21 protein-coding genes are annotated in these 23,511 nt (G+C 42.6%); 7 read left to right on the plus strand and 14 right to left on the minus strand.

Features of this window, described 5'->3' with window-relative positions; all coding sequences use genetic code 11:
• Nucleotides 1–284: 284 nt before the first annotated feature.
• From BUB05_RS11715 to BUB05_RS11740, 6 genes are all read left to right on the plus strand, one after another.
• A complete protein-coding gene (locus BUB05_RS11715) occupies nt 285–920 on the plus strand; it encodes a site-2 protease family protein (protein WP_073049805.1) in 636 nt (211 codons plus the stop codon).
• Between the two features lie 185 nt (nt 921–1,105).
• The gene (gene thiS, locus BUB05_RS11720; RefSeq protein ID WP_073049806.1) at nt 1,106–1,300 is read left to right on the plus strand and encodes a sulfur carrier protein ThiS; all 195 of its coding nucleotides are present in this window, start codon (nt 1,106–1,108) and stop codon (nt 1,298–1,300) included.
• A gap of 100 nt (nt 1,301–1,400) precedes the next feature.
• Nucleotides 1,401–2,168, plus strand: coding sequence for a thiazole synthase (locus BUB05_RS11725; RefSeq protein WP_073049807.1), 768 nt, complete (start codon nt 1,401–1,403; stop codon nt 2,166–2,168).
• 1 nt (nt 2,169) lies between these two features.
• Nucleotides 2,170–3,324: a 2-iminoacetate synthase ThiH gene (gene thiH, locus BUB05_RS11730; protein ID WP_073049808.1), complete on the plus strand. Its 1,155-nt coding sequence runs from the start codon at nt 2,170–2,172 to the stop codon at nt 3,322–3,324.
• A gap of 1 nt (nt 3,325) precedes the next feature.
• The gene (locus BUB05_RS11735; protein WP_073049809.1) at nt 3,326–3,976 is read left to right on the plus strand and encodes a thiamine phosphate synthase; all 651 of its coding nucleotides are present in this window, start codon (nt 3,326–3,328) and stop codon (nt 3,974–3,976) included.
• A gap of 74 nt (nt 3,977–4,050) precedes the next feature.
• Nucleotides 4,051–5,241 carry a pyridoxal phosphate-dependent aminotransferase gene (locus BUB05_RS11740; RefSeq protein WP_073049810.1) on the plus strand — a complete coding sequence of 397 codons (1,191 nt, stop codon included), beginning with the start codon at nt 4,051–4,053 and terminating at the stop codon, nt 5,239–5,241.
• 229 nt (nt 5,242–5,470) lie between these two features.
• On the opposite strand, the gene BUB05_RS19005 is transcribed toward BUB05_RS11740, so the two are convergent.
• From BUB05_RS19005 to aroF, 4 genes are all read right to left on the minus strand, one after another.
• Nucleotides 5,471–5,650: a hypothetical protein gene (locus BUB05_RS19005; protein ID WP_073049811.1), complete on the minus strand. Its 180-nt coding sequence runs from the start codon at nt 5,648–5,650 to the stop codon at nt 5,471–5,473.
• A 138-nt stretch (nt 5,651–5,788) separates the two neighbouring features.
• Entirely contained in the window at nt 5,789–6,349 is a 561-nt protein-coding gene (locus BUB05_RS11750) for a TlpA family protein disulfide reductase (RefSeq protein WP_073049812.1), read from the minus strand.
• 97 nt (nt 6,350–6,446) lie between these two features.
• Entirely contained in the window at nt 6,447–7,313 is an 867-nt protein-coding gene (locus tag BUB05_RS11755) for a prephenate dehydrogenase (protein WP_073049813.1), read from the minus strand.
• Between the two features lie 8 nt (nt 7,314–7,321).
• The gene (aroF, locus tag BUB05_RS11760; RefSeq protein WP_073049814.1) at nt 7,322–8,338 is read right to left on the minus strand and encodes a 3-deoxy-7-phosphoheptulonate synthase; all 1,017 of its coding nucleotides are present in this window, start codon (nt 8,336–8,338) and stop codon (nt 7,322–7,324) included.
• 587 nt (nt 8,339–8,925) lie between these two features.
• Here aroF and BUB05_RS11765 point away from each other — a divergent pair.
• Complete coding sequence (locus BUB05_RS11765; protein ID WP_073049815.1) at nt 8,926–9,741, plus strand: hypothetical protein; 816 nt, start codon at nt 8,926–8,928, stop codon at nt 9,739–9,741.
• A 123-nt stretch (nt 9,742–9,864) separates the two neighbouring features.
• On the opposite strand, the gene BUB05_RS11770 is transcribed toward BUB05_RS11765, so the two are convergent.
• The 10 genes from BUB05_RS11770 to BUB05_RS11815 all read right to left on the minus strand — a co-directional run bounded on the left by BUB05_RS11770 (nt 9,865) and on the right by BUB05_RS11815 (nt 23,358).
• Nucleotides 9,865–11,316 carry a trimethylamine methyltransferase family protein gene (locus BUB05_RS11770; RefSeq protein WP_073049816.1) on the minus strand — a complete coding sequence of 484 codons (1,452 nt, stop codon included), beginning with the start codon at nt 11,314–11,316 and terminating at the stop codon, nt 9,865–9,867.
• Between the two features lie 42 nt (nt 11,317–11,358).
• Nucleotides 11,359–11,991 (minus strand): corrinoid protein, encoded by a 633-nt coding sequence (locus tag BUB05_RS11775; RefSeq protein WP_073049817.1) that lies wholly within the window; start codon nt 11,989–11,991, stop codon nt 11,359–11,361.
• A gap of 312 nt (nt 11,992–12,303) precedes the next feature.
• On the minus strand, nt 12,304–14,061 hold the full coding sequence (locus tag BUB05_RS11780) for a sigma-54 interaction domain-containing protein (protein ID WP_073049818.1): 1,758 nt from the start codon (nt 14,059–14,061) through the stop codon (nt 12,304–12,306).
• A gap of 138 nt (nt 14,062–14,199) precedes the next feature.
• Nucleotides 14,200–15,852, minus strand: a complete 1,653-nt coding sequence (locus BUB05_RS11785; RefSeq protein ID WP_073049819.1) for an L-lactate permease — start codon at nt 15,850–15,852, stop codon at nt 14,200–14,202.
• A gap of 58 nt (nt 15,853–15,910) precedes the next feature.
• Complete coding sequence (gene larA / locus BUB05_RS11790) at nt 15,911–17,191, minus strand: nickel-dependent lactate racemase (protein ID WP_073049820.1); 1,281 nt, start codon at nt 17,189–17,191, stop codon at nt 15,911–15,913.
• Nucleotides 17,192–17,198: 7 nt separating this feature from the next.
• On the minus strand, nt 17,199–18,608 hold the full coding sequence (locus BUB05_RS11795; protein ID WP_073049821.1) for an FAD-binding oxidoreductase: 1,410 nt from the start codon (nt 18,606–18,608) through the stop codon (nt 17,199–17,201).
• A complete protein-coding gene (locus BUB05_RS11800) occupies nt 18,609–19,607 on the minus strand; it encodes an electron transfer flavoprotein subunit alpha/FixB family protein (RefSeq protein ID WP_073049822.1) in 999 nt (332 codons plus the stop codon).
• 9 nt (nt 19,608–19,616) lie between these two features.
• Nucleotides 19,617–20,414, minus strand: coding sequence for an electron transfer flavoprotein subunit beta/FixA family protein (locus tag BUB05_RS11805; protein ID WP_073049823.1), 798 nt, complete (start codon nt 20,412–20,414; stop codon nt 19,617–19,619).
• A gap of 225 nt (nt 20,415–20,639) precedes the next feature.
• The gene (locus BUB05_RS11810) at nt 20,640–21,938 is read right to left on the minus strand and encodes a lactate racemase domain-containing protein (protein WP_073049824.1); all 1,299 of its coding nucleotides are present in this window, start codon (nt 21,936–21,938) and stop codon (nt 20,640–20,642) included.
• Nucleotides 21,925–23,358 carry a sodium:solute symporter family protein gene (locus BUB05_RS11815; RefSeq protein ID WP_073049825.1) on the minus strand — a complete coding sequence of 478 codons (1,434 nt, stop codon included), beginning with the start codon at nt 23,356–23,358 and terminating at the stop codon, nt 21,925–21,927. The genes BUB05_RS11810 and BUB05_RS11815 overlap by 14 nt, the downstream gene beginning before the upstream one ends.
• Nucleotides 23,359–23,511: the final 153 nt, after the last annotated feature.

The following is a 23,511-nucleotide window of genomic DNA, read 5'->3' on the forward strand; positions in this document are numbered from 1 at the left end:
ATTTATTTTGCAGAAAAATAAATCGAATTCACGGTATGTACGTTTAAAAAAGAACAGTAAAAAAGTGATGTATTTATAGAAACTTAATCTTTAATTAAGTTTTTGACATTATACTTGATTTAATCAAGATAAATGATATAGTAGGTATTAATGCAATTCGGTTCATTGAGGAACTTAAAATATTTGAAAACAATCTTAATACGTTGAATATAGATGAAAGAACAAAGGGTTTCGGCAGTAAAATGAAATGCCGGAACAAATTCAGCAACAACTAGGAGGAAAAAATGTTAGATAGCATACTGTCTATGTTGATTACACTTCCGGCGATTCTCATAGGCATTTCAATTCACGAATACGGCCATGCGCTGGCTGCTGTAGCTTTAGGGGATGATACGCCGAGATATCAGGGAAGACTTACACTAAACCCATTCAAACATTTGGATCCCTTAGGATTCATATGTCTCTTGACTGTTCACTTCGGGTGGGCAAAGCCGGTTGTCATTAATCCGAGAAACTTCAAGAATCCAAAGAGGGACGATATAATCGTATCCCTTGCAGGAGTTGTGATGAATCTCATTACGGCTATAGTGTTTATTCTTATTTACAAGATCTATGTAGAGAATTTTACTGGATTCCTTTACACTGAAATAGGACAGATATTAAGAGTCATGCTTTTCTATGTAGTAAGGATAAATATTGTACTTATGGTATTCAACCTCATACCTCTTCCACCACTGGACGGCCACCACATCCTTCAGGATATCGGAGGGAGAAGGGTATACAATTTCTACCACCAGTACAGCCAGTATATACGCCTTGGACTCATACTCCTTCTTATAACTGGAAATATAGGAAGGATAATTGGACCGCCGGTTTACGGAATAGAGGATCTTCTATTCAGCATAATAGGCAGACTGTAATGATTTGTATCATGAAGAAGAATGTTGCTTATATCGATTAATGAATAGAAAGAAAAAATAAACATTATTGACATATCTGATAAGACAGTGTAGAATATACGAGTGTAAAGCACAAAATGGGGAACACCACCGAAAGGGTGTTAGCCGTTTTGTGTTTTTTTGTTTTTTGATATGAGGAGGAAAGGATGAGAATTAACGGAATGGAGGTTGAGTCAAGGGAAGGAATGACTCTGAAAGAGATCTTGGTTTCCCGGGAGTTCAACCTGGAAAGGACGGTTGCTGTAGTGAACGGCAGGATAGTGCCGAAAGCCGACTATTGCAATGTTGTACCCGGCGGCAGTGACAGCATTGAAGTGATGAACTTCGTAGGAGGAGGCTGATTTATCACTGGCTGTATAAGAAATCAGGTACCGTATAAGATTAATAGGATAGAAATGGGAATATGAATGTTCCTGAAATAATTAATTGGAGGAGATAGATTTGGACGATAAGCTGATAATTGGAGGACATGAATTCGATTCAAGATTCATACTGGGGTCTGGGAAGTTTTCACTGGAGATAATAAATGCAGTTGTTAAAATGGGTGGAGCAGAAATGATAACTCTTGCCCTTAGACGGGCAAACGAAGGAGGAGAGGAGAACATACTTGATTATATACCGGAAAACATATCGCTGATTCCCAATACTTCCGGAGCAAGAAATGCTGAAGAGGCAGTAAGGATTGCAAGAATTGCAAGGGAAATGAATTGCGGAGACTTTGTAAAGGTTGAGGTCATAAGGGATTCCAAGTATCTTTTTCCCGACAATCACGAAACAGTGAAGGCTACGGAGATTCTTGCAAAGGAAGGATTCGTAGTGCTGCCCTACATGTATCCCGACCTCAATGTGGCAAGGGATCTTGTAAATGCAGGAGCTTCGGCAGTAATGCCACTTGCGGCGCCCATAGGGAGCAACAAGGGACTTGCAACAAGGGATTTCATAAAGATACTGGTAGACGAGATAGACCTTCCCATAATAGTTGATGCGGGCATAGGACGTCCTTCACAGGCCTGTGAGGCAATGGAAATGGGAGTTGACGCCATAATGTGCAATACGGCTGTTGCAACATCAAGGGATGTATCCCTCATGGCCAGGGCATTCAAGCTGGCCATAGAGTCTGGAAGAGCTGCGTACCTGGCTGGCATGGGAAGGGTTCTTGCAGGCAAGGCAGAAGCTTCAAGTCCGTTGACAGGATTCCTGGAGGATTGATATGGCTGGAACTTTGACAAATCATATGGAATATATGGACAACATGGAAAGGACTGATTCGGAAATAATGGAAAGGGTTCTTGACCTTGCTGCATCCTACGATTATGATTCCTATACGAAAGAGGATGTCATGAGGGCCCTTGAGAAGGAAAATATGACAATAGATGATTTCGGTGCAGTGCTGTCAACGGCAGCTGTTCCCTTCCTTGAAAAAATGGCAAGAAAAGCCAAGGGCCTGACCGAAAGGTATTTTGGCAACTCCGTGTCCATGTTTACACCGCTCTATATTGCAAATTACTGTGAAAACCATTGTGTATATTGTGGATTCAATTGCATGAACAGGATAAAAAGGGGCAGGCTGAGTCTTGATGAAATAGATTCTGAGATGAGGGCAATAGCCGAAACGGGATTGAAGGAGATACTTATACTTACAGGGGAATCCAGAATCAAGTCGGATCTCGAGTATATAGGAGCTGCTGTAAAGACTGCAACCAGGCATTTTTCGACTGTTGGAATTGAAATTTATCCGCTCAATTCGGAGGAATACGGTTATCTCAAGGATCAGGGAGCAGATTTTGTATCGGTATATCAGGAGACATACAACACCGACAAGTACGGAGAAGTGCACCTCAAAGGACCCAAGAGGGTGTTCCCCTACAGGTTCAATTCCCAGGAGAGGGCTCTCAAGGGAGGAATGAGGGGGGTTGCATTCGGCGCTCTTTTAGGACTTGATGATTTCAGGAAGGATGTGTTTGCAGCCGGTATCCATGCATATCTTGTTCAGAAAAAATATCCACATGGAGAGATATCATTTTCAACTCCAAGAATAAGACCATTCATAAATAACAGTGAAAAAAGACCCAGCGATGTATATGAGAGGGAACTGCTGCAGGTTATGCTGTCATACCGACTTTTCATGCCTTATGCCGGAATCACAATATCCACAAGGGAAAATGCCAGGTTCAGGGACAATGTAGTGGGTCTGGTTGCCACCAAGATTTCCGCCGGTGTGAGTACGGGAGTAGGAGGACATGGAGAGGACGAAAAGGGCGACGAGCAGTTCGAGATATCCGATGAAAGAAGTGTGGATGAGGTACACCGCATGATAGTATCCAGAGGATTGCAGCCCGTCTACAGGGACTATATCAGGGTATAGCATGGTTATATTTGTTACCAGTAGAAAGCTGTGCAGGGAACCTTTCATTGAGAGGATGGAGAAGCTGATAAATGGAAGACCTTATGCAGTAATGCTCAGGGAAAAGGACATGGACCAGGATGCTTATGAGGACCTGGCACATGAATTGGAAAAATTGTGCAGAGCCAAGGGGGTATTCCTCATCTTAAACAACAACAAGGAGGCTGCAGAAAAAATAAGGGATTGCAGCCTGCACCTTTCAATTGATTCCCTAAGGGAAATGGGTGCCCATACTGAAAGCTGCAAGGGAATAGGCGCTTCGGTGCATTCAGTAGAGGAAGCAGTTGAGGCGGAATCATTGGGGGCTGAATATCTTGTGGCTGGACACATATATGCTACCGGATGCAAGGAAGGAGTGCCTCCCAGGGGAACAGGGTTTCTAAGAGAGGTATGCCGCGCTGTAAGCATTCCTGTCTATGCTATAGGAGGGGTGAAGGTAGAAAGGGTTGCAGACATCATGAATGCAGGTGCGGCTGGTGTGTGCATTATGAACGAGGCAATGACATGCGATAATCCCGGTGAACTTGCCGGAAGGTTTTGGCATAACATAAGTAAGCAAAAAACGAAAAACAAGCATATAAAAAACGGCGAAATAGGACGAATTAATAACTAAATAAGTTGAAATTGACAGAAAAGATGTTATAATAATACTGTGAATATAATATACTTAATTAGTTGAGGTGTGAAATGATTAGTAAAAGAATTAAGGAAATGACTCCTTCAGCAACTGTTGCATTATCGGGCAAGATTGCAGACCTGAAAAGCCAGGGAATCGAAATTATTGGATTCAATGTTGGAGAGCCGGATTTCAATACTCCAGACAACATCATAAAGAAGGGCGAAGAAGCATACCGCCTTGGAATGACCAGATATACTCCGGCGCCAGGTACATTGGAGCTTAGAAAGGAAATCTGCAGGAAATTCAAGGATGACTATGGTCTTGATTACAATCCAAAGGAAGTAATAGTGTCAAATGGAGCAAAACAGTCTTTGATTAATGCTCTTATGGCAATTGTTGATCCCGGGGAAGAAGTAATAGTGCCTGCACCTTGCTGGGTAAGCTATGTTGAAATGATAAAGCTTGCAGACGGTATTCCAGTAATAGTTCAGATGGAAGAGAAAAATGGGTTTGCCCTTGATGTTGACAAGATTGCGGAAACAATAACGGAAAAGACCAAGGCAATCATGATCAATTCGCCAAACAATCCCACTGGAGCTGTTTACAGCAGGGAAGATCTCTTGAAGCTTGGAAAGCTTGCTGTAGAGAAGGATATCATGATACTGTCCGATGAAATCTATGAAAAGCTTATATATGAAGGTGGAGCAAATGTATGCATGGCTGCATTGTCCCCTGAAATAAAGGAAAAGACAATTACAATAAACGGAGTATCCAAATCCTATGCTATGACTGGATGGAGAATAGGTTATGCAGTGGGACCGCAGGAAATAATAAAGGCAATGACCGACTATCAGGGACACACCACTTCAGGTGCAAATTCACCTGCTCAGCATGCATCCCTGGAAGCTCTTTCTAATTCGGCTGATTCGGTTGAAATGATGAGACTTGAATTTGACAGAAGAAGAAAATACATAGTTGAAAGACTCAACAACATGGAAGGAATAAAATGCAACATGCCAAAGGGGGCATTTTATGTAATGCCTAACATTACAAGCTTCTACGGCAAAAGCAATGGAGACGTTGTAATAAATGATTCCGTTGACATGGCAAACTACCTCCTTGAAGAATCGAAGATAGCGGTGGTTCCCGGAGTTGCCTTCGAGGCACCTGACAATCTGAGGATCTCATATTCCAATTCAATTGAAAACATTGAAGAGGGAATGAACAGGATGGAAGAGGCTCTTAAGAAACTTAAATAGATGTGAATGATAAAACGATGTACAAATCAGTTCCCTACTCACTCAGTGCTGGAATCTACAATTGATAATGTTGATTCCAGCACTTCGAATGCGAGACCTCACTGATTTATACATCGTTTTTTGTACTACACAGTCATGTGATTTTCATGAACGGACTTAGATATTGGATTATAGCAATAAAAGACCTGCCCCTATTGAGACAAGCCTCTTGAAATCACTATTTCATTTTCTAGCAGGTTCCGCCAGTAAAGCCCATGATGCTAACTGTGAACCCTTTTCTAAGGAATGAATTTGCGTAATCTACGTCGAATCCTTCGAATTGATCGAGATCTTCGCCTACTACGAATTTTAGTCCGCCTTCTTCGAATACTTCATCATTTTCTTTTTGTTCATCCAGAACAAGACCCATTCTTGGGCCGCCTCAGCCAAAGCCTGCCATACTTATTCTTATTGCCTTCGCCGTATCTTCGTTCTTCTTTTTTAGAACATCCTTCAAAGCCTCAATAGCTTCCTGTGACACTTTTAATTTCATGCCGGTCTCCTTTCATTATTGGTTTGCTAAAATAAATTTATACATTGACTCCATTTCGTCATAAGTCATCATGCCAAGTTTACCTGTTACTATTATACCATTTTTGTTGACTGCAACGGATAGAGGAATTGAATTTGCGCCATACTCATAGCTTGCAGTACCTTCTATATCAAGAAGGACAGGTATTTCAATATTATTCTCTTCAAGATATGATCTTGCCTTGCTTCCTTTTTCCCTTACATTCACTGCCAGTACCATGAAGTCGCCATCCTTGTACTTGTCGTGAAGCTTCTGAAGGTCGGGCATCTCTTCTATACAGTAAGGACACCAGGTTGCCCAGAAGTTGATGATAAGGTTTTTGCCTTTCAAATCCGAGAGAGTCACTATGTTTCCGTCAAGATCCATGAGTTCGAAATCGGGTGCATATATTATTTTTTCCGATTCGACTTCTTGTGTTTCTTCGGTGCTTCCGGAACCTTCAACAGGTGTCTCTACAGCGGTATCGGAGGGATTTCCGCAGGATGCCGTGAATATCAGCAGGAAAGCAAGCGCCAACAACATAATGATTTTTTTCATTATTTCACCACCTATTCATCGATAAATCCATATATTCGAATCCATGGATTATCTTTATAAAAGAATAACATACCCCTAGGGGGTATGTCAATGTTTTTTACTTAAATTTGTTTGTATGCCTGTTTGACCTGGTGAAGCTCTCCTTGAGGAAGCCGTGTATAAGGTCTGCATCTTCTTCTATCAGTGCATCTTTTAATTTTTGTATATTGCTGCTGAAAGCATCGATCTGCTTTATCAGATTATCCTTGTTTTCAAGGAAGGCATCCGTCCAAAGGTCAGGGTTGATATTTGCAACCCTTGTAGCGCTCTTGAAGGATCCGCCTGAGAACAAGGTTATGTCGTCTGAATAATAATCGCTGTTGACTATTGACGATGCTATGACATGTATCAGTTGACTGGCATAGGCTATCATTGTATCGTGGGTATCTATATCGGTCCTAAATACAATTGAAGCGCCTATCTTCCTGGCAAGGGTTTCGATAACGACAAGGTTTTCTTCCTTGTTCTGTTCAGTTGGGGTCAACAGATAGCTGCAGCCTTCGAATATCTTCTTGTCCGCATAGAGAAATCCCCTGAACTCGTTTCCGGCCATTGGGTGGCCCGGTATGAAATCTATGTCGTCCCTTACAATGCCGTCGAGCTCGTTTACAATATTTCTCTTGACTCCTGCAACGTCTGTAACAATACAGCCGCTTTTGAAATCCTCCATATGTTCCTTCATGAATTCTATTACCAGACTTGGATATATGCACATTATCACAATATCGGATTTCCCCAAAATGTCAGCAGGGTTTTTGAAGCCTTTTGAGATCACGCCAAGCTTTTCAGCAGCAATCAGTATGTTTTCGTCTATGTCGACGGCAAAAAGGTTTCTAGGCTTAATAAACTCCTTAATGGCTATGGCGAAGGAACCTCCTTCCATTCCAAGTCCAACTATTGTAATGTTCTTATCATTAAAATTCATATCCTCACCTAATTCAGTATTTTATCTTCCAGCTCTATGTATGCCGCAATCTTTTTCATAATTGAATCGAATTTTTCAGGCTTTACAGACTGAGCTCCATCACAAAGTGCATTGTCGGGATCGTTGTGAACCTCTATCATGAGTCCGTCGGCGCCTGCTGCAACTGCAGCCTTGGCCATTGGCTCAACAAGCTGCCAGCTTCCAGTTGCGTGGCTTGGGTCCACAATTACAGGAAGATGCGTCTTTGCCTTGAGGATTGGAACTGCACTCAGGTCCAGTACATTTCTTACTTCCTTCTGGAAGGACCTTATTCCTCTCTCGCATAGGATAACATTGTTGTTTCCGCCTGCAAGGACGTATTCGGCAGACATCAGCAATTCCTGGATGGTAGCCGACATTCCTCTTTTGATGAGGACAGGTTTGTTGATTTTTCCTGCTTCCTTGAGAAGGTCGAAGTTTTGCATGTTTCTGGCGCCTATTTGAACTACATCTATTATTTCATGGTATTTTTCAAGTTGCTTGATTGACATTATTTCGGTTACTATTGGCAGTCCTGTTTCTTTTTTTGCTTCTATAAGGATGTCAAGACCGTCTTTTCCCATTCCCTGGAAGCTGTATGGAGAAGTTCTTGGTTTGAAGGCACCGCCTCTTAGCAATCCGGCATTTGAAGCCTTGATCTTGGTCGCTATTTCAAGAACCTGCTCTTTGCTTTCAACGGAGCATGGACCTGCAATTACAGAGAAGTAGCCACCTCCTATCTTGTGTCCACCTACATCTACTACCAGATCAAGCGGATTGAATCTTCTGTTGGCTTTTTTGTATGGTTCCTGAACATAGATTACTTTCTCTACTATTCTGTGTGCTTTCAATACATCCGGATCAATTATCGTAGTATCGCCTACAAGACCTATCAAATAGTGGTTTTCTCCTTGTGACTCGTGAATATGAAAGCCTTTATCCTCAAGGGATTTCTTCATTTCTTCAATTTCGGTTACTTTTGCATCCTTTTTAAAAACTACTATCATTTGTATCCTCCTCGATTTTTGATTTTTCTTTTTAGTACTCCGCCTGTCCATAAGACCAAGTGATTATTGAGTCCCTTTTGCCGCTTTTGTAAAGTTGAATAACATCATTTAAATTAAAAAAAGGACTCATAATGAGTCCTTTGATTTCGGAATTATATACTTTGGGCATCTCTCATTATTCAATCACATCTTATTTAATTGCACTACAAATTGTCCTGACCAATAGCCAGGATAATAATAAGAATAATATGTGCAGTTAGTTAAATTCGATTGATTATCCATGATTTTCTCCAAAATATTATTAAACTGATTATAACACAATGAGATATGATGTCAATGATTTTGTTTCAATTTTGTCATAACTTAACAAATGTGACCTTAGAATTTACATGTTTTGTTGACAAATTGTGCATTAATAATTTACGATTCAGTCCATGGATAGTATAATAATAGTAAGCTTGAATTTTGTAAAGAAATAATCTGCCTTTTCCTCCGGATGATGGATTTAATTTAGTTGTTGAATGTTTCTAGTCAGGGATTTCAAGGGATTGGATAACAATATTCTGTAGTTATTAGGAGAGACGTCTATGAAGTTGAAATTTTGGAACCTGTCTGAATATGTAAGGAACAACAAGCGATTCAGTTTGCTTTTTTTGCTTGTAATGCTGGTTGTCATATATGTAGGTATGGATATATATGAGGATTTCAGCTTGAGGAATATGGGCAGTGAATCGAACGAGGCCAGGAGCGAATTGTTTTCAAATGATATTGTCTCTTCTGACAAGGATGATACTGATATAACTGCGGAAGAAAACAGTGAGATGGCAAGGAATGAACAGGGATACAATATTTATTTGACTGAAGACAACGGTATGCCCGGACATGAAGCAGAAAGGGGAACTGAAATTACAGCTGAAACAGAAGCGGATTCAAATAATGCAATAATAACCAAGGAAGAAATAGAAGCCATGAAGGAAGTTATGGCTGAGAGGGCAGCTCGTGAAGCTGAGGCGAAGGCAGCAGCAGAGGCGGCCGAAGCTGCAGCTGCAAAGGAAGTTGAAGAGGAATATGAAGTCGAGAAACCGGTATACAGACCGGAACCAGAGCCGGTTGCAGAAGTGAAAAATATAGAACTCATTGTTCATATACATTTTGAAGATGAAAATGGCAAGTCCTTGCCGGGAAAGGTAGTTAAAATTACTGCAAGCAAGGTTGGAGGAGGCAGTCTGGGGAGTTCTCTAAGCGATGGAGAAGATGCAAGAATGAGCATACCGGCTGTAAACTGCATAATAACCGGACAGGAAATATCTGGATTCGCCAATGAAGGAGGAAAGGTTATATCCCTGTCCAATGATGATTCTGTGAAGCATGTTTCCTATAAATACAGAAAGGTAGTAGAATAAACCTTGAATAGAAAGTTGCCAGGTTAGCTGGTTCATTCGAAATGTAAAAATCAAGTGGAAGTTTTTGAAGAATCTTCAAAATCCACTTGATTTTTTTAGAAGGTTTTTTACTGCCAGCTATTATTAATAAAGTTCGTCTCCCATTATTCCAGGATATTGAGATCGTATTTTAGCCTTTAATTCAGGATGAACAGGCTTGGGAACATGTTTCTTGAGAATTCTGTCTACAACCTTTCTTGCTCTTTCCTCGGTTGTCTTTGAACCGCCTTCTTCCCATCTGATTCTTGTCTGCCTGTCTGCAATTTTCGGCATGAAGAATTCGTTTCTTACATGAGCCACGGTGTGGTCATCTGAGAGATAGTGACCTCCTGGCCCAACCCTCTGGATTACGTCAAGGGCAAGGGTATCGTCGTTAACTGTTATTCCATCCATTACTCTAAGTACATTTCCCAATATCTCGTTGTCTATGACCATCTTGTCGTAAGAGAACACCTGGCACATTTCAAGAAGTCCCACTGAATCATGGATGTAGTTGCTTCCTGACAGCGCAACTGTCATGGCGGTTATTGCACTTTCATATCCTGCCTGAGTATCTATGGTCTTTGAATCGGACATTCCTGCAGTACCATACATGGGAAGATCGTAGAACTGGGTCATTTGTGAAATTCCTGCATTTATCATGGCTGATTCAACTGCTCCTGCCATGTATGTTCCTTCTCTCATGTCCATTATGCTTGAAGTTGATCCATAAAGTATTGGAGTTCCAGGATTCACAAGCTGAGTGAGTGTAATCCCGGCAAGAGTTTCGGCATTGTTTATGGCTATTGTTCCAGCTATAGTAACGGGAGACGTCGCGCCTGCGAGAGGCTCGGATGAAACAACGACAGGAAGTCCCTTTTTTGCTATTTCTATAAGGAAGTCGGAATATAGGTCGTCCATTATTAGAGGGCTGATCATTAGAACTATGAATGAAGCTATAGGTCTTTTCCTGAGCTCATCAGCTCCTCCGGCAACCTGTTCTGCAATGTCGATTGCTCCTTTCAGGCCTTCCATAGTATACATTCCACCCATTACGTGCTTGTTTGTGTTTGTTAGACCCCAGTAGAACCTGTTGACATCGGAAGCAGAATCCGGCACGTCCTGTGGATATGTGTTTATTACGTAGAATGACGTGTTGTTGCAGTAGTCAACCATCCTTGCTATGTCCCTTACATCCTTTGTTTCAGTAGGCCTTTTTTTGCCTGTTTCAAGGTCAAGAGCGTAAAGTACAGTACCTCCTGTACCGAGGTGGGTACGAGTCTTTTCCAGGTGGAGGTCGTTCTTCTCTTCCTTGCCGTAGAGAATCACTTTTGAAGGAGCTGATTCAACAGCTTTCATTACCATTTCCCGGGGGATTTTCACTATATGAGTTTCTTCATCAACTTCCGCTCCGTTTTCTGCGAAAATCTTTCTGGCATCTGCATTCTTTATTTTCATACCTGTATCTTCCAGGATTTTCATTGATGTTTCGTGAATCTTTTTAATATCAGTATCACTTAGCAGACGCAACTGTCCGCCTTCAGCAGCTTTAAACATTATATTCTCCTTTAAAATTATTAATATTGATTTCTTGTCCCATTAAGCCATCAGTCTGTTTGCCAGGTCAACTGCAGCAGCGGCATCGGCTGAGAATGATGCACCTATCTGATCGGCATAGTTTGTCGACACCGGCGCTCCACCGATCATGACCTGCAGCTTGTCGTACATTCCGTTTTCCTTCAACGCTTCAACAGTTTCCTTCATGGACATCATTGTTGTGGTAAGCATTGCAGACATTCCTATGATGTCAGGCTGGTGTTCTTTGACCGCTTCTATTATAGCCTCTGGACCTACGTCTACACCCAAGTCTACAATTTCGTAGCCTGCTCCTTCCAGCATCATGGCAACAAGCTTCTTTCCTATATCGTGAAGGTCTCCCTTGACTGTGCAGAAAATACATTTGCCTGCTGATGTTACATCGCCTTCTTTTAATAGAGGTTTGAGAAGATCCATTCCGGAAGCCATTGCTTTGGCAGCAACAAGAACTTCAGGAACGAACATTTCTCCGTCGCTGAAAAGTTCTCCAACCTCGTTCATGCCAGTTAGAAGCGCTTCATTTATTATCTCCTTAGGCTCATAGCCTTCATCCAGTGCTTTTTGGGTAAGCTCCGCAACCTCAGTGTATCGGCCTTTGATAAGGCTTTCGGTAATTTGCTCATACATGTTATTCATAACCTAACTCCTTTAAAATATTTTATGCAAATAATTAGAGCAAGGACCGTGCCAAAAAAAGAAAATGCAAGATTTTTTCAAGAAAATTCATTTGATTTTGTATTTTCAACGGTTGAGGAGGCGAATTGAAGTATATATTGAAATGGATTTTTCACAGGGACATCTCAGTGTGAGACAGAAATGGAGGTGAGTTGTTTTATGACAACGATTTCGTTGGCTTTACAGGGTTAAAAAGAAAGACATATCAGGTTGAGATGTTAAATCTCAACCTGATATGTCTTTTATTAATAGTATGAAAGTTCCAGAATAAAATTACTGCAACTCGTATTTGCTGAGGCGCCTGTATATTGTGGCCCTGCTTATTCCGAGCATTTTTGCTGCCTTTATACGTCCGTTTTCCGACCAGCCGTACCTGTCGAGAGCTTTTTTTATATGTTCCTTTTCCATTTCATCCAATGTCTTGAATTCTCCCGATTCTTCAACCTTTTTCATCTGAAACGGCAGGTTTTCCTTTTGTATGTACAGGGAGTTTTCCATATTTACTGCGTATTCTATGGCATTTTGAAGTTCTCTTATATTGCCTTTCCAAGAATACTCCATAAATGTTTCCCTGACTTCATTTGAAAGCCCTTCGATATTTTTATTGAACTTTTTCTTGAACTTGTCAATGAAGTAATCAGACAGAACGAGTATGTCGTTGCCCCTTTCCCTTAAGGGAGGGATGAAGAGGCTTACAACATTGAGCCTGTGGAACAGGTCTTCCCTGAATTGTCCCGTCTCGACCATTTCGTCTATCCTCATGTTGGTGGCTGCAATTATCCTTATGTCAACCGGGATGCTTCTGCTGGATCCCACCCTTTCTATTTCCCTGGTTTCCAGTACGCGGAGAAGCTTAATCTGAAGGTAGAGGGGCATGTTCTCGATTTCGTCAAGGAATATGGTTCCCTTGTCGGCTATGTAGAATTTACCTTTCTTTCCTGTGGTGCTGGCTCCAGTAAAGGACCCTTTCTCGTAACCGAAAAGCTCGCTTTCTATTAGTGTCTCGGGTATTGCGCCGCAGTTTATTGCAACAAAGGGCTTGTCCTTTCTATTGCTGAGGGAATGGATAGCTCTTGCGAAGAGTTCCTTTCCCGTGCCTGTTTCTCCTATAAGCATAACAGTGGAATCATTTACGGCTATACTTGACACTTTATTCTTGAATTCAATGAAGGAGGGATCTTCTCCGATTATTTCGTTGAAACCTATCTGGCTGTTTTTTTCGGAAAGTTCGTATGCAAGTCGGGTTGTATCTTTGATATCCTCAAACATATAGACTGCAGCGCTTATATAGTCTTCAACGGTTACATTTTTCCATGAATATATGAAGTCTGTTGATTTGTTCTCGGATTTAAAGTTTATCTCCTTGTACTTCACCCTGTCCTGATGGTCCTCCTCGGGATCTGTTGAGATTCCGGGCAAAAGGTCCGAAATTTTCATGCCTGTGACATCATCCTTGTCCATATCAAGCCTTTTAAGCATGAAGTTGTTCACATCTGCAACTACGCCATCCTTGTTGACGATGACTATGCCCTTATCCAGTGTATCTATTACAGTATTAACAAGCTTGGAGTTGATGGTTATTCTGGAAATTATTTCATGCTCCATGACTTTGGTGCTTATTAGGTTTGCAATTTTTTTCAAAAATTCCAGCATGGGCTCCTTGTTGTTAGTCAGGAGACCTTCCTGTACCGTGGTCATTGCTACAAAACCTATTATTCCCACAACTTCATCTTCAAGTTCAATAACCGTATATACGGCCTTTCCGTAGTTGCAGTTACGGTAATGGGGGCAGTTCATGCATTCGGGCTGGTTTCCGGGCGAGTCCAGTATTATGTCCTTTTTGTTTTCAAGCATGCATTTTCTTATGACTCCCTGCTCGAGAATTTTTTGTCCGATGAGTTTCTTTATGCGTCCCGTTCCGGCCACCCATGTCATCTCATTGTCCACTACTTCCACGTCAAGCTTAAGGGCTGATTTCGACACTTCTGCAAATTTCTGTACAACATCCCTTATTTCTGACAGTCTGCTCAAATATTTCACCTCGCTAAATTGATAATAATTTTAATTATATATCAATTGCAGGAAAAGTCAAAATAAAAGGCTGCAATTTCTCAGTTTTGAGATATTGCAGCCTTAAATATTATTGATCAATTAGATGGGTATGAAAGCCTAAAGAGGCAGGGGATCGAATCCAGAGTATATGAGTATTGCGAAAAATACTGCTATCACTATGGAATAGATAAACATCGGTATTGCATTTCTCTTTATGAGCTTTCCTTCCATACCTATTACACCCACGGTTGCACATACAGCCACTACATTGTTGACGCATACCATATTGCCGATTCCTCCTCCAATAACCTGCATTGCAGTGATGAGGACCGGAGGCATTTCAAGTATGGTGGCAGTTTCAAACTGAAGGGATGAGAAAAGGATATTGGATACGGTGTTGGAACCTGACATGAAAGCACCAAGAACTCCTATGAAAGGAGATACAAAAACAAATGCGCTCCCTGCGAGACCTGCAAGTGCTTCAGCCATTTCAGTTAGCATGCTTTCCAGTCCAGCTCCGTTGACTCCCGAGTTCAGCATCAGTTGAACCATGGCTATTCCTGCAAACAGGGCTATTGCCGCACTCGTTATCTGTTTAAAGGTGTTCTTCCATGCAAATTTAATTTCTTCCGCCTTCATTCCATGGATGAAGTGAGTTAAAACAGCAACAAGCATGAAAGGTATTGTTCCTGGAAGATATGCCCATTTAAGGCTGTAGTCCAGTCCTGTTCCCATTACATTTGATATGGTGATTGTCTGCGATGACAGGAAGGCCTTGAGTCCCAGACTTGGAATTCTTGTAACTACGAGTATGACAGCAATAAGCATGTATGGTGTCCATGCCTTCATTAGCGACATGTTTGATTCCGTCGTCTTGCCTAGATCAGCCATTGATTTCCAATCTTCATCCCAGTTCTCTTCGGAAGGGAAAGTCCATGTTTCCTTTGGAATAAGGAATCCCTTTTGAGCTGCAGGTATCACTAAAGCCAGTCCCACGAATGCGCCGACAAGTGATGGGAGCTCGGGACCAAAGAAAGTTGCTGTTAAAAAGTAGGGAACCGTAAAAGCAAGTCCAGCGAAGATGGCAAATGGTGCAGCTTTAAGACCGTCTTTAAAAGACCTGTTTTCACCGAAAAATTTAGTCATGAGTCCCAGTGCCAGAAGGGGCAGAAAGGTCCCCGCTACTGAATGCCCTAAGGCAGACCATTTGGTAATAGCCATCTGGTATGTCGCCGTGTCTGCACCAATTGCAGTAAGGTTGTATGATAGAGTGCTCATGGCTCCAAATACCGGAGTCCCCACTGCTCCAAATGCAACCGGTGTGCTGTTCATTATTAGGGCAACCATGGCGGCAGCCAGAGGTGGAAATCCCAGTCCTACGAGAAGAGGACCGGCCAGGGCGGCCGGTGTTCCAAATCCAGCTGCACCTTCAATGAATGCCTCGAACATCCATGCAATTATCAATACTTGTATTCTTCTGTCCTTTGTTATTCCGCTGAAGCCGTTGTTTATTGTCGACATGGCTCCTGACTGCTTCAGTGTGTTGAGTATGAGTATCGCGCCGAAAATTATTACCAGGACATCAAAAGATTTTAATACTCCGTAGACTGAAAAGCCTATTACACTTCCAAATTCCATTTTCCATCCTGTAAGGGCGATTACTGCAGCCGTTGCCCATGATACGGGCAGTGCTTTCTTGGCTCCCCAGTTAAGTACAGTCATCAGTATGATGGTAACCAAGATAGGGGTGAAAGCCAAAAGTGCATACATAAACTATTCCTCCTTATATTCTTTTAAAACAATTCAATGTCATTTATATCCAAGCTGATTATTCCACTATGACCGAAACTCCGTCGGGGATTACAGTCACCCTGTAGTCATCCCTTCCCAGGAGCTCTTCGGCTATTGAAAAGGCTTCCTCCATACTTTTTGCATAATGCATGTGCATATCCTCTATCATCTGTTTGGGCGCATCTGTGACCATGACGATCTCATGCTTCATAAGTAGTCTGGCCAAGACCTGGGATTCCCACTGGTCAGGCACTGTCTCGTTCCTTTCTCTTTCAAGAATATCCTTCATTATCTTTTCCGGTGAAGCTCCATCCTTGAAAGTTTTGTAAAATTCTTCTCCACCATGTCCGTCGCTGCATTCGCTCGCCATTATTATGATTCCTCCGTCGTTTATGCTTGCCTCTGCAGCAGTCATTCCCTTTACAGACTGATATATATTCTGGTCAAGAGGATACCCTCCGTTGGTGGTCACGACTACATCCGCTTTTTTACCTTCAGCTCCTGCAAGGCCCTTTAAAAACCTGCATCCTTCGTAATGGGCCTTTTCCCTGTCTCCTGCAAATGCTGCGATAACTTTCTTGTCCTGATCTATCACTACATTTATGATGAATTTGAGATTTGACTTTTCTGCTGCATACAGCATGTCGATATGCAAAGGGTTGTTTTCGAGAATACCCGTTCTTGCATATCTTGAATCTATGAATTCGGCGCAGTGGTTGGCAAGTACTGTCTTGTAACTTGCAATGCCGGGCAGGATGGACTTTCTTCCTCCTGAAAATCCTGCAAAGAAATGTGGCTCTATGAAACCTTCGGCTATCAACAGATCCGCTTCTACTGCAGTTCTGTTGATCATCAGTGAACCCCCTGATGGAAGAGTGCCAAGGTCTGCCATGTCGGCCTCATTCTTGCTGTCGTGCATTACAATTCTCACATTGTCAACTATTTCATCACCATACTTGTCCCGCAATTCTTCATCTGTAGATGCCCTGTGAGCTCCCGTCGCCACCAGTATTGTAATCTCGGCATCGCTATTGGCCTTCCTTATGGTGGCGAGAACCTCCGGCATTATTACATGTGAAGGAACAGGCCTTGTATGATCACTTGATATGATGACTATCTTTTTCTTTCCTTTTGACAAAATTTCAAGAGATTCAGAACCTATGGGATTCCTCAAAGCGTCTCTTACAATCTCGGATTCCGACTTTTGTGATTTGTATTCATGTGTTCTTGAATAGAGAAGTCCCTCAATTCTCTCTTCTGATATTTCCAGATCTTTGCTACCCTTTCCATATGGCAGGCTTATTCTCAAATAAATCATCTCCTTTCTAATCGATTATTTTACCCGGATTCATTATGTTGTTGGGGTCAAATGCCATTTTTATTTTTTTCATAAGCATTAGCTCCGCTTCCCCTTCGTGTTCCTTCATATATTTCTTTCTTTTAATTCCTATACCGTGTTCGCCGCTGAGTTTTCCACCCAGGGCATAGACTGCAGTGTAAAGTTCCTGCAAGGCTTTCTCTTCTATCTCGAACCACTCTTCCATTGTAGTATCCGGATTTTTGACCAGTGTTGTGTGCAGGTTCCCGTCTCCGGCGTGACCGTATGACGGCATCTTGATATCGTATCTTTCAGATATCTTCTCGATTTCAGGCATCAGTTTTGCTATGTTTGCTATTGGAACCACTATATCTTCCAGACTCTGTTCAGGGCTGTAGACCATAAATGCCTCGGCGATATTGCGCCTTACACTCCAGACCCTTTCCTGAGTGGTGTAATTGTCTGCAACATATACTTCTATGGCATTGTTTTCCAGACATAGCTCCCCGATAGTCTCGGCATCCTGATTGACGTTCTCTTCAACAGTACCGTCCACTTCGATCAGAAGCATGGACCCTGCCTTCTGGTAGGGGAGTTGCTCGTTCAGGTAGTCGCACGTTGTGTGGACTGAAAGTTTGTCCATGAATTCAACTGATGTAGGTATTATCCTTGATTCCGAAATGATCTTGGGGACCATTTTTATTGCGGAATCAGCATCCTCGAAAAGCACCAGCAGATCGGTGGCGAATTTCGGTTTTGGGGAAAGCTTCAGTATGGCCTTGGTAATTATTCCGAGTGTTCCCTCGGATCCTATCATAAGCCTCTTGAGATCGTATCCTGTAACATCCTTTACGTTCTTTCCTCCCATCTGGACAATTTCACCCGTGGGGGTTACAACTTCAAGTCCCATGACATAGCGTCCTGTCACACCATATTTGATGGCCTTGCCGCCACCTGCGTTCTCAGCAATGTTTCCCCCTATATAGCAGGTCAGAAGGCTCATGGGGTATCCCGCATAAAAGAGACCCCTTTCATCAACAATGGCATTTATTTCATTGGTGACGAGTCCCGGCTCCACCACTATCATCATATTGTCATAATCGACTTCAATAACCTTGTTCATTTTCTCGATTGAGAGCAGTATTCCTCCGAAAGTCGGTATTGCGCCGCCTGAAAGACCGCTGCCTGCACCTCTTGGAGTTATTGGTATCAGATGCCTGTTTGCCAGCTTGACAACTTCGGATATTTCTTCAGCCGTTCTGGGAGTGATTACAACGTCGGGCATATGTGCATATTCCTTGGGGGTTTCATCATGGGAATAATTCTCCATTTTTTCTTTGTCGACTATAACATTCTTTGCCCCCAGGATGCCGGTCAGTTCTTCCAGTATTTCTTTGGTTATTGGATTGTAATTCATCTATTTTCCCTCCTCCTGCAACTTTTTGTTCAGCAAAGGTAAAACTTCAAATAAATCTCCTACAATACCGAAATCTGAAACCTTGAATATTGCGGCTTCAGGGTCAATATTTATAGATACTATTATCTCGGCAGTCTTCATGCCGGCCAGATGTTGTATTGCTCCAGATATGCCTATGGCAATGTACAGCTTTGGAGTGACTGTCTTTCCGCTGAGGCCCACCTGTTGTGGATAAACAGCCCATCCTCTGTCAACTGCATCCCTGGAAGCCCCTACGACTCCGCCGAGTTTGTCCGCAAGCTCCTTGAGCATCTTGAAGTTTTCTATCCTCTTCATACCCTTGCCGCCTGCCACGACAACATCTGCTCCCTGAATGTTAAGTCCGCTGTCCTGACCGTATTCTGACGACAGTTTGACAACCCTTCCGTCAATAAGTGATTCGTCAAATTCGATGAATTCAACTTCGCCAGTCCTGCTTTCGTCTATTTCAAGGGGCTTAGAGGATTTTGGCCTTACAGTTGCCATCTGGGGTCTGTGGTTAGGAGTTTTTATGGTTGCCAGGATATTTCCCCCTATTGCAGGCCTTGTCTGAAGGAGATTCTTGGTTTCCTTCTCAATATCAAGCTCCGTGCAGTCTGCGGTCAAGCCCGTGTGGATCCTCATTGCTACGTGAGGCATGAGAGTCCTTCCGTTTGCTGTAGCAGCTGCAAGTATGATATTCGGCTTTCTCTTTTTTATCAAGTTCACAACCAGGTTGCTGTAGTTTTCAACAATAAAGTCGTTGATGTTCTCGTTCTCGACAACGATGACCTTGTCTGCTCCTCTCTGGATAAGTTCGTTTATCTGGTCTCTGTCTACATTATTTCCTATTACAACTGAAACAAGATGCTCCTCAAGCTTGTCTGCCAGCACCCTTCCCCTGGACAAAAGTTCATATGATACATCCTTGAGTTTTCCGTCGTGAGTTTCAGCCATCGTCCAAATATTTCTATATTCCATAACTGCCTCCTATACCATTTCTTTGGCTTTCAAGAATTCAATAAGCTTGTCCACTGATTCTTCTAGCATGTCTTCGTCCTTCACCGTAATGATTGTGCCTCCTCGCGTAACTTTAGGGGTCTCGATCTTTACAACCCTCGTAGGGGATCCATTCAGTCCAAGAAGCTCATCGTCCAAATCCATTTCGGATGTTGTCAGCACAGGAATTTCTGTCATCCTCGCCTTTTGCTTCCCTCTCAGGGTAGGCAATCTGGGATAGCTTATTTCCTTGACAACCGTTAGAAGGGAAGGAAGTGGCAGTTTAAGCTTCTCATAGCCTTCCTCCAGAAGCCTTTCCACAATTATGCCATCTGAAGTTATTTCATCTATCCTGCTGATATATGTTCCCAGGGTCAAATCCAGATAGGCTGCAATGTTGGGACCTACCTGGCCGGTATCACCATCTGTTGCTCTCTCTCCGGCAAGTATGAGATCATAGTTTCCCAGTTTTTTTATGGCCTCAGCCAGGACGTAGGCAGTAGACCATGTATCCGATCCTGCAAATTTCCTGTCGGATATTAGAATGCCTTCGTCACAGCCCATTGCTATGGCTTCCCTCAAGGCTTTTTCCGCTTTGGGAGGCCCCATGGAAACAACGGTAACTTTTCCACCGTGCTCTTCTTTTAGCTGAATGCCTGTTTCTATTGCATACAGGTCCAATGGGTTGATTATACTTTCTACACCTTCACGAATCATAGTTCCTGTTTCGGGGTCCATCTTTACGTTGCTCGTTTCAGGAACTTGTTTAATTGGGATGATAATATTCATAAACTCCTCCTTTGGTATAATGGTACGACCTTTGCCGTTTTTGGTTTAAAAATCACAAACGATGCTGTTTTTACGGTCCAACCGCTCCTACTTATATTATATGACAACAATTTCCTGCTAACAAGGAATGATAATTTATTATCAGAGTAATGAAAAAGGACATATACCTGTGTTCGTATATGTCCTGCTATGTTCAGTATTGTTGCTATCCCTTTTGTACGAAGGTTATGATTTGACGTTCAACACAGGATAAAAACTTCCGTCCGGCATTACATAGGTTTTCAGGTCCCTGGTGTCTTTTATATCTTCAGCTTTTTCAAGTGCCTCCTGGACTGTCTTCACAACAGTTATGTTTGCGGGCTTGATAAGGTCGGGGTCTATGTCCGCCACATAGATGATATTGTATTTTGTGGCATACCAACAGGAAAGAAATCCGATGTATTTTGCTATGGTGTAGTTGCTGTGAAGCTCTTCCTCCCTGGCAAGATTGTCGGGGAAGTTTTCTATTATATGCTGTACCTCGGGATTCCCGAATCCTTCGCTGCAGCTTGCAAGTACTATGAGCACTCCGTCTTCATTTATTGCCCTCATGGCATTGTAGATGACCTTGGTTGACTGATAGTAGTTTATATCTTTTGGATATCCACCGGCTGATGCTATTATCATATCGGCTTTTTCGTATATCTCGACATCGTTCAGTTCCGATACAAGTTCGCACCCTTTCTTGTGAGCCTGCACTATGTCTCCGCTTACTGCTTCGATGATTTTGCCGCCTCCCAGGATTACGTTGAACATGAAGTCGGGTTTCAGAATCTCAGCTGCCTCTACCATGTCAAGGTTCAGAGGGTTGTTTTCATAGAGGGCGCAGTCGCACTCGGGGTTTGGCCCTGATCCCGTACCTCCTTCGTTCATCATTGATATGGCATGATTCTGCATAATTGTTTTTCTTGAAGCAATTCCAGGAACGACAGATTTCCTTCCGCCTCCCCATCCTGCCATGACATGGTAGACCACTGCACCGGTCATAATGAGCTTGTCCGCCTCCACAGCCTTCTTGTTGAGCTCAAGGACAGTGCCTCTTGACGTTGTGCCGATTTCCACCAGGTTGCCGTAGTCGTCGCAATCATGGTCTTCTATGGGAAATCTGCTGTACAGGTCTTCGCCGAGAAGTTTTTTGTGCTCTTCGGCAGAGTGCTTCCTGTGTGACCCAAGAGAGGAGATAAAGAAGATGTTCTCTTCCTTTCCTCCGGCCTGCAGAATTTCATCAACAAGTATGGGAAGGAATACTTGGGGTTTCTGGTATGCCCTGGTAACATCGGATAGTACTATGCATATGCTGTCATTTTCATTGATGATGGAATCAAGCTTTCCGGACCCTATTGGGTTGTTGATGCTGTTTCTTACGATTTCCTCTTCGGTAAGGTTTGAAGCTTCATTTTCGCGGGTTATAGTTCCCATAAAGTTTTTATCTTCAATGGAAAAATCCACCTTTTCTTTCCCCAGTTTGAATTTAAAGTATTGCATTGTTTTTAGCTCCTTCATTGACAGTTTCGCTGATATCAATAGTACGCTGGTCTATTAGAGCTGTCAACAGGAATACTACAGGGCATACGATCCATTCAAGATAGATAGGATGTGATACAACATGGGTTGCAGGTGCGATGTTCCACAAAACAAGTACTATAATACCTGCAATTATCGTATTTGAAGCCGAACTCTTCCTGCACATTGAAGGCTTGTAGATGGTGAAGAAGAATGTCAACGTGAATGCAGTCATAAGACTGAGTGCTATTGTAAGTGTTTTAAGGATTCCCACTACAGTAAGTGAAAGGAAGAATGTAAGTATTCCTATTACAATTACTGTCATCTTTGTAACTTTTGCAAACTTGTTGTCATCAACCTGTGGATTGATGTATTTCTTGTATATGTCCTGCGAGAAAAGCGTCGATGTTCCAAGAAGCAGGTTGCATGCCGTGGATACGTCTGCAGCCCACAGTGCAGCAAGTGTAACGCCTGAAAGAAGCGGGTTGAGGGACATTATCATCTGAGGCAGTGCCATGGTTGCGTTGATGTCTGGGTAGGCAACCTTTGCAGCTATACCCATGATTGCCGACAGGAAACCTACGGGAAGCATAAGAAGTCCGCCCAGAATGAAACCTCTCTTCGCATGATTCTCATCCTTGGCGCTGAATGAGATTTGAACAACTGCCTGAAGCGACTGGGACTGGGTAGCCATAACCACTATCCATGCTATTATCGTCGCCCATCCGAGACCGTCTACAATGTGCATATATGGCACTTCTGTGGGAAGGTTCATTGTTATTGCATCGATTCCTCCAAGGGAATTTACAGACACTATGCTTGCCATTATTATTCCAATATAGATCAATGTAACGTTCAGTACATTTGAAAGACCAGCAGACCACATTCCGCCTATGAAGGTGATTCCTACGAATACCACTGCACTCATTATCATGCCCGTTTTCATCGAGAAGATGTCGGGAAGAAGTGATGCAAGTATGGCTCCTCCTGCAAGATACTGAAGGGAAGCTATGGCAACCATTACAACTATCTGGCTTATTACTGTGAGTACCCTTGCTGTGCTGCCGTAGTATTTCTCGAAAAGTTCCGGCATTGTAGATACGTTAAGGCTTCTGTATTTTTTCGCAGATATGAGGCCGACGCAGATTGCTCCGATTCCCCAGGCTACATTGTACCATCCTGCAGCCAATCCATGCTTGTATGCGTTTTCGGCAACCCCGATTGTTGAAGCGCCTCCTATTGCAAGCCCCGTTACAGTTACGGCAACCAAAGGTGCAGTAAGCTGTCTTCCAGCCAAAATAAAGCTTTCGGCATTTCCTTTCTGCGTAAGTTTCTTTGCATATGCGCTTATTGCAAACAAAGCGACAATATACACTGTTACGATGATTAATTGTAAGTTCATTACTACCTCCTGGTTTTAAGCAAAAGCATAATTGAGTTTATTCATGAAACAAGTGTATCGCAATGTATCAATGCGATACGGCTTGTTGAATGAATAAGTACGAAACTTGCTTTTGCTTAAAACATCCTTTGTTTTTTAATGTGCAGCAAAAGC

Origin of the sequence: Dethiosulfatibacter aminovorans DSM 17477 (assembly GCF_900142005.1) — a bacterium.
Lineage (GTDB): Bacteria > Bacillota > Clostridia > Tissierellales > Dethiosulfatibacteraceae > Dethiosulfatibacter > Dethiosulfatibacter aminovorans.

Coding starts and splice junctions, on each gene's coding strand:
- BUB05_RS11800 (WP_073049822.1), bottom strand. CDS start 19,607: ATGGAATATAGAAATATTTGGACGATGGCTGAAACTCACGACGGAAAA.
- BUB05_RS11805 (WP_073049823.1), bottom strand. CDS start 20,414: ATGAATATTATCATCCCAATTAAACAAGTTCCTGAAACGAGCAACGTA.
- BUB05_RS11750 (WP_073049812.1), bottom strand. CDS start 6,349: ATGAAAAAAATCATTATGTTGTTGGCGCTTGCTTTCCTGCTGATATTC.
- BUB05_RS11740 (WP_073049810.1), top strand. CDS start 4,051: ATGATTAGTAAAAGAATTAAGGAAATGACTCCTTCAGCAACTGTTGCA.
- BUB05_RS11755 (WP_073049813.1), bottom strand. CDS start 7,313: ATGAATTTTAATGATAAGAACATTACAATAGTTGGACTTGGAATGGAA.
- BUB05_RS11765 (WP_073049815.1), top strand. CDS start 8,926: ATGAAGTTGAAATTTTGGAACCTGTCTGAATATGTAAGGAACAACAAG.
- aroF (WP_073049814.1), bottom strand. CDS start 8,338: ATGATAGTAGTTTTTAAAAAGGATGCAAAAGTAACCGAAATTGAAGAA.
- BUB05_RS11715 (WP_073049805.1), top strand. CDS start 285: ATGTTAGATAGCATACTGTCTATGTTGATTACACTTCCGGCGATTCTC.
- thiS (WP_073049806.1), top strand. CDS start 1,106: ATGAGAATTAACGGAATGGAGGTTGAGTCAAGGGAAGGAATGACTCTG.
- BUB05_RS11815 (WP_073049825.1), bottom strand. CDS start 23,358: ATGAACTTACAATTAATCATCGTAACAGTGTATATTGTCGCTTTGTTT.
- BUB05_RS19005 (WP_073049811.1), bottom strand. CDS start 5,650: ATGGGTCTTGTTCTGGATGAACAAAAAGAAAATGATGAAGTATTCGAA.
- BUB05_RS11810 (WP_073049824.1), bottom strand. CDS start 21,938: ATGCAATACTTTAAATTCAAACTGGGGAAAGAAAAGGTGGATTTTTCC.
- BUB05_RS11770 (WP_073049816.1), bottom strand. CDS start 11,316: ATGTTTAAAGCTGCTGAAGGCGGACAGTTGCGTCTGCTAAGTGATACT.
- larA (WP_073049820.1), bottom strand. CDS start 17,191: ATGATTTATTTGAGAATAAGCCTGCCATATGGAAAGGGTAGCAAAGAT.
- BUB05_RS11775 (WP_073049817.1), bottom strand. CDS start 11,991: ATGAATAACATGTATGAGCAAATTACCGAAAGCCTTATCAAAGGCCGA.
- BUB05_RS11795 (WP_073049821.1), bottom strand. CDS start 18,608: ATGAATTACAATCCAATAACCAAAGAAATACTGGAAGAACTGACCGGC.
- BUB05_RS11785 (WP_073049819.1), bottom strand. CDS start 15,852: ATGTATGCACTTTTGGCTTTCACCCCTATCTTGGTTACCATCATACTG.
- BUB05_RS11735 (WP_073049809.1), top strand. CDS start 3,326: ATGGTTATATTTGTTACCAGTAGAAAGCTGTGCAGGGAACCTTTCATT.
- thiH (WP_073049808.1), top strand. CDS start 2,170: ATGGCTGGAACTTTGACAAATCATATGGAATATATGGACAACATGGAA.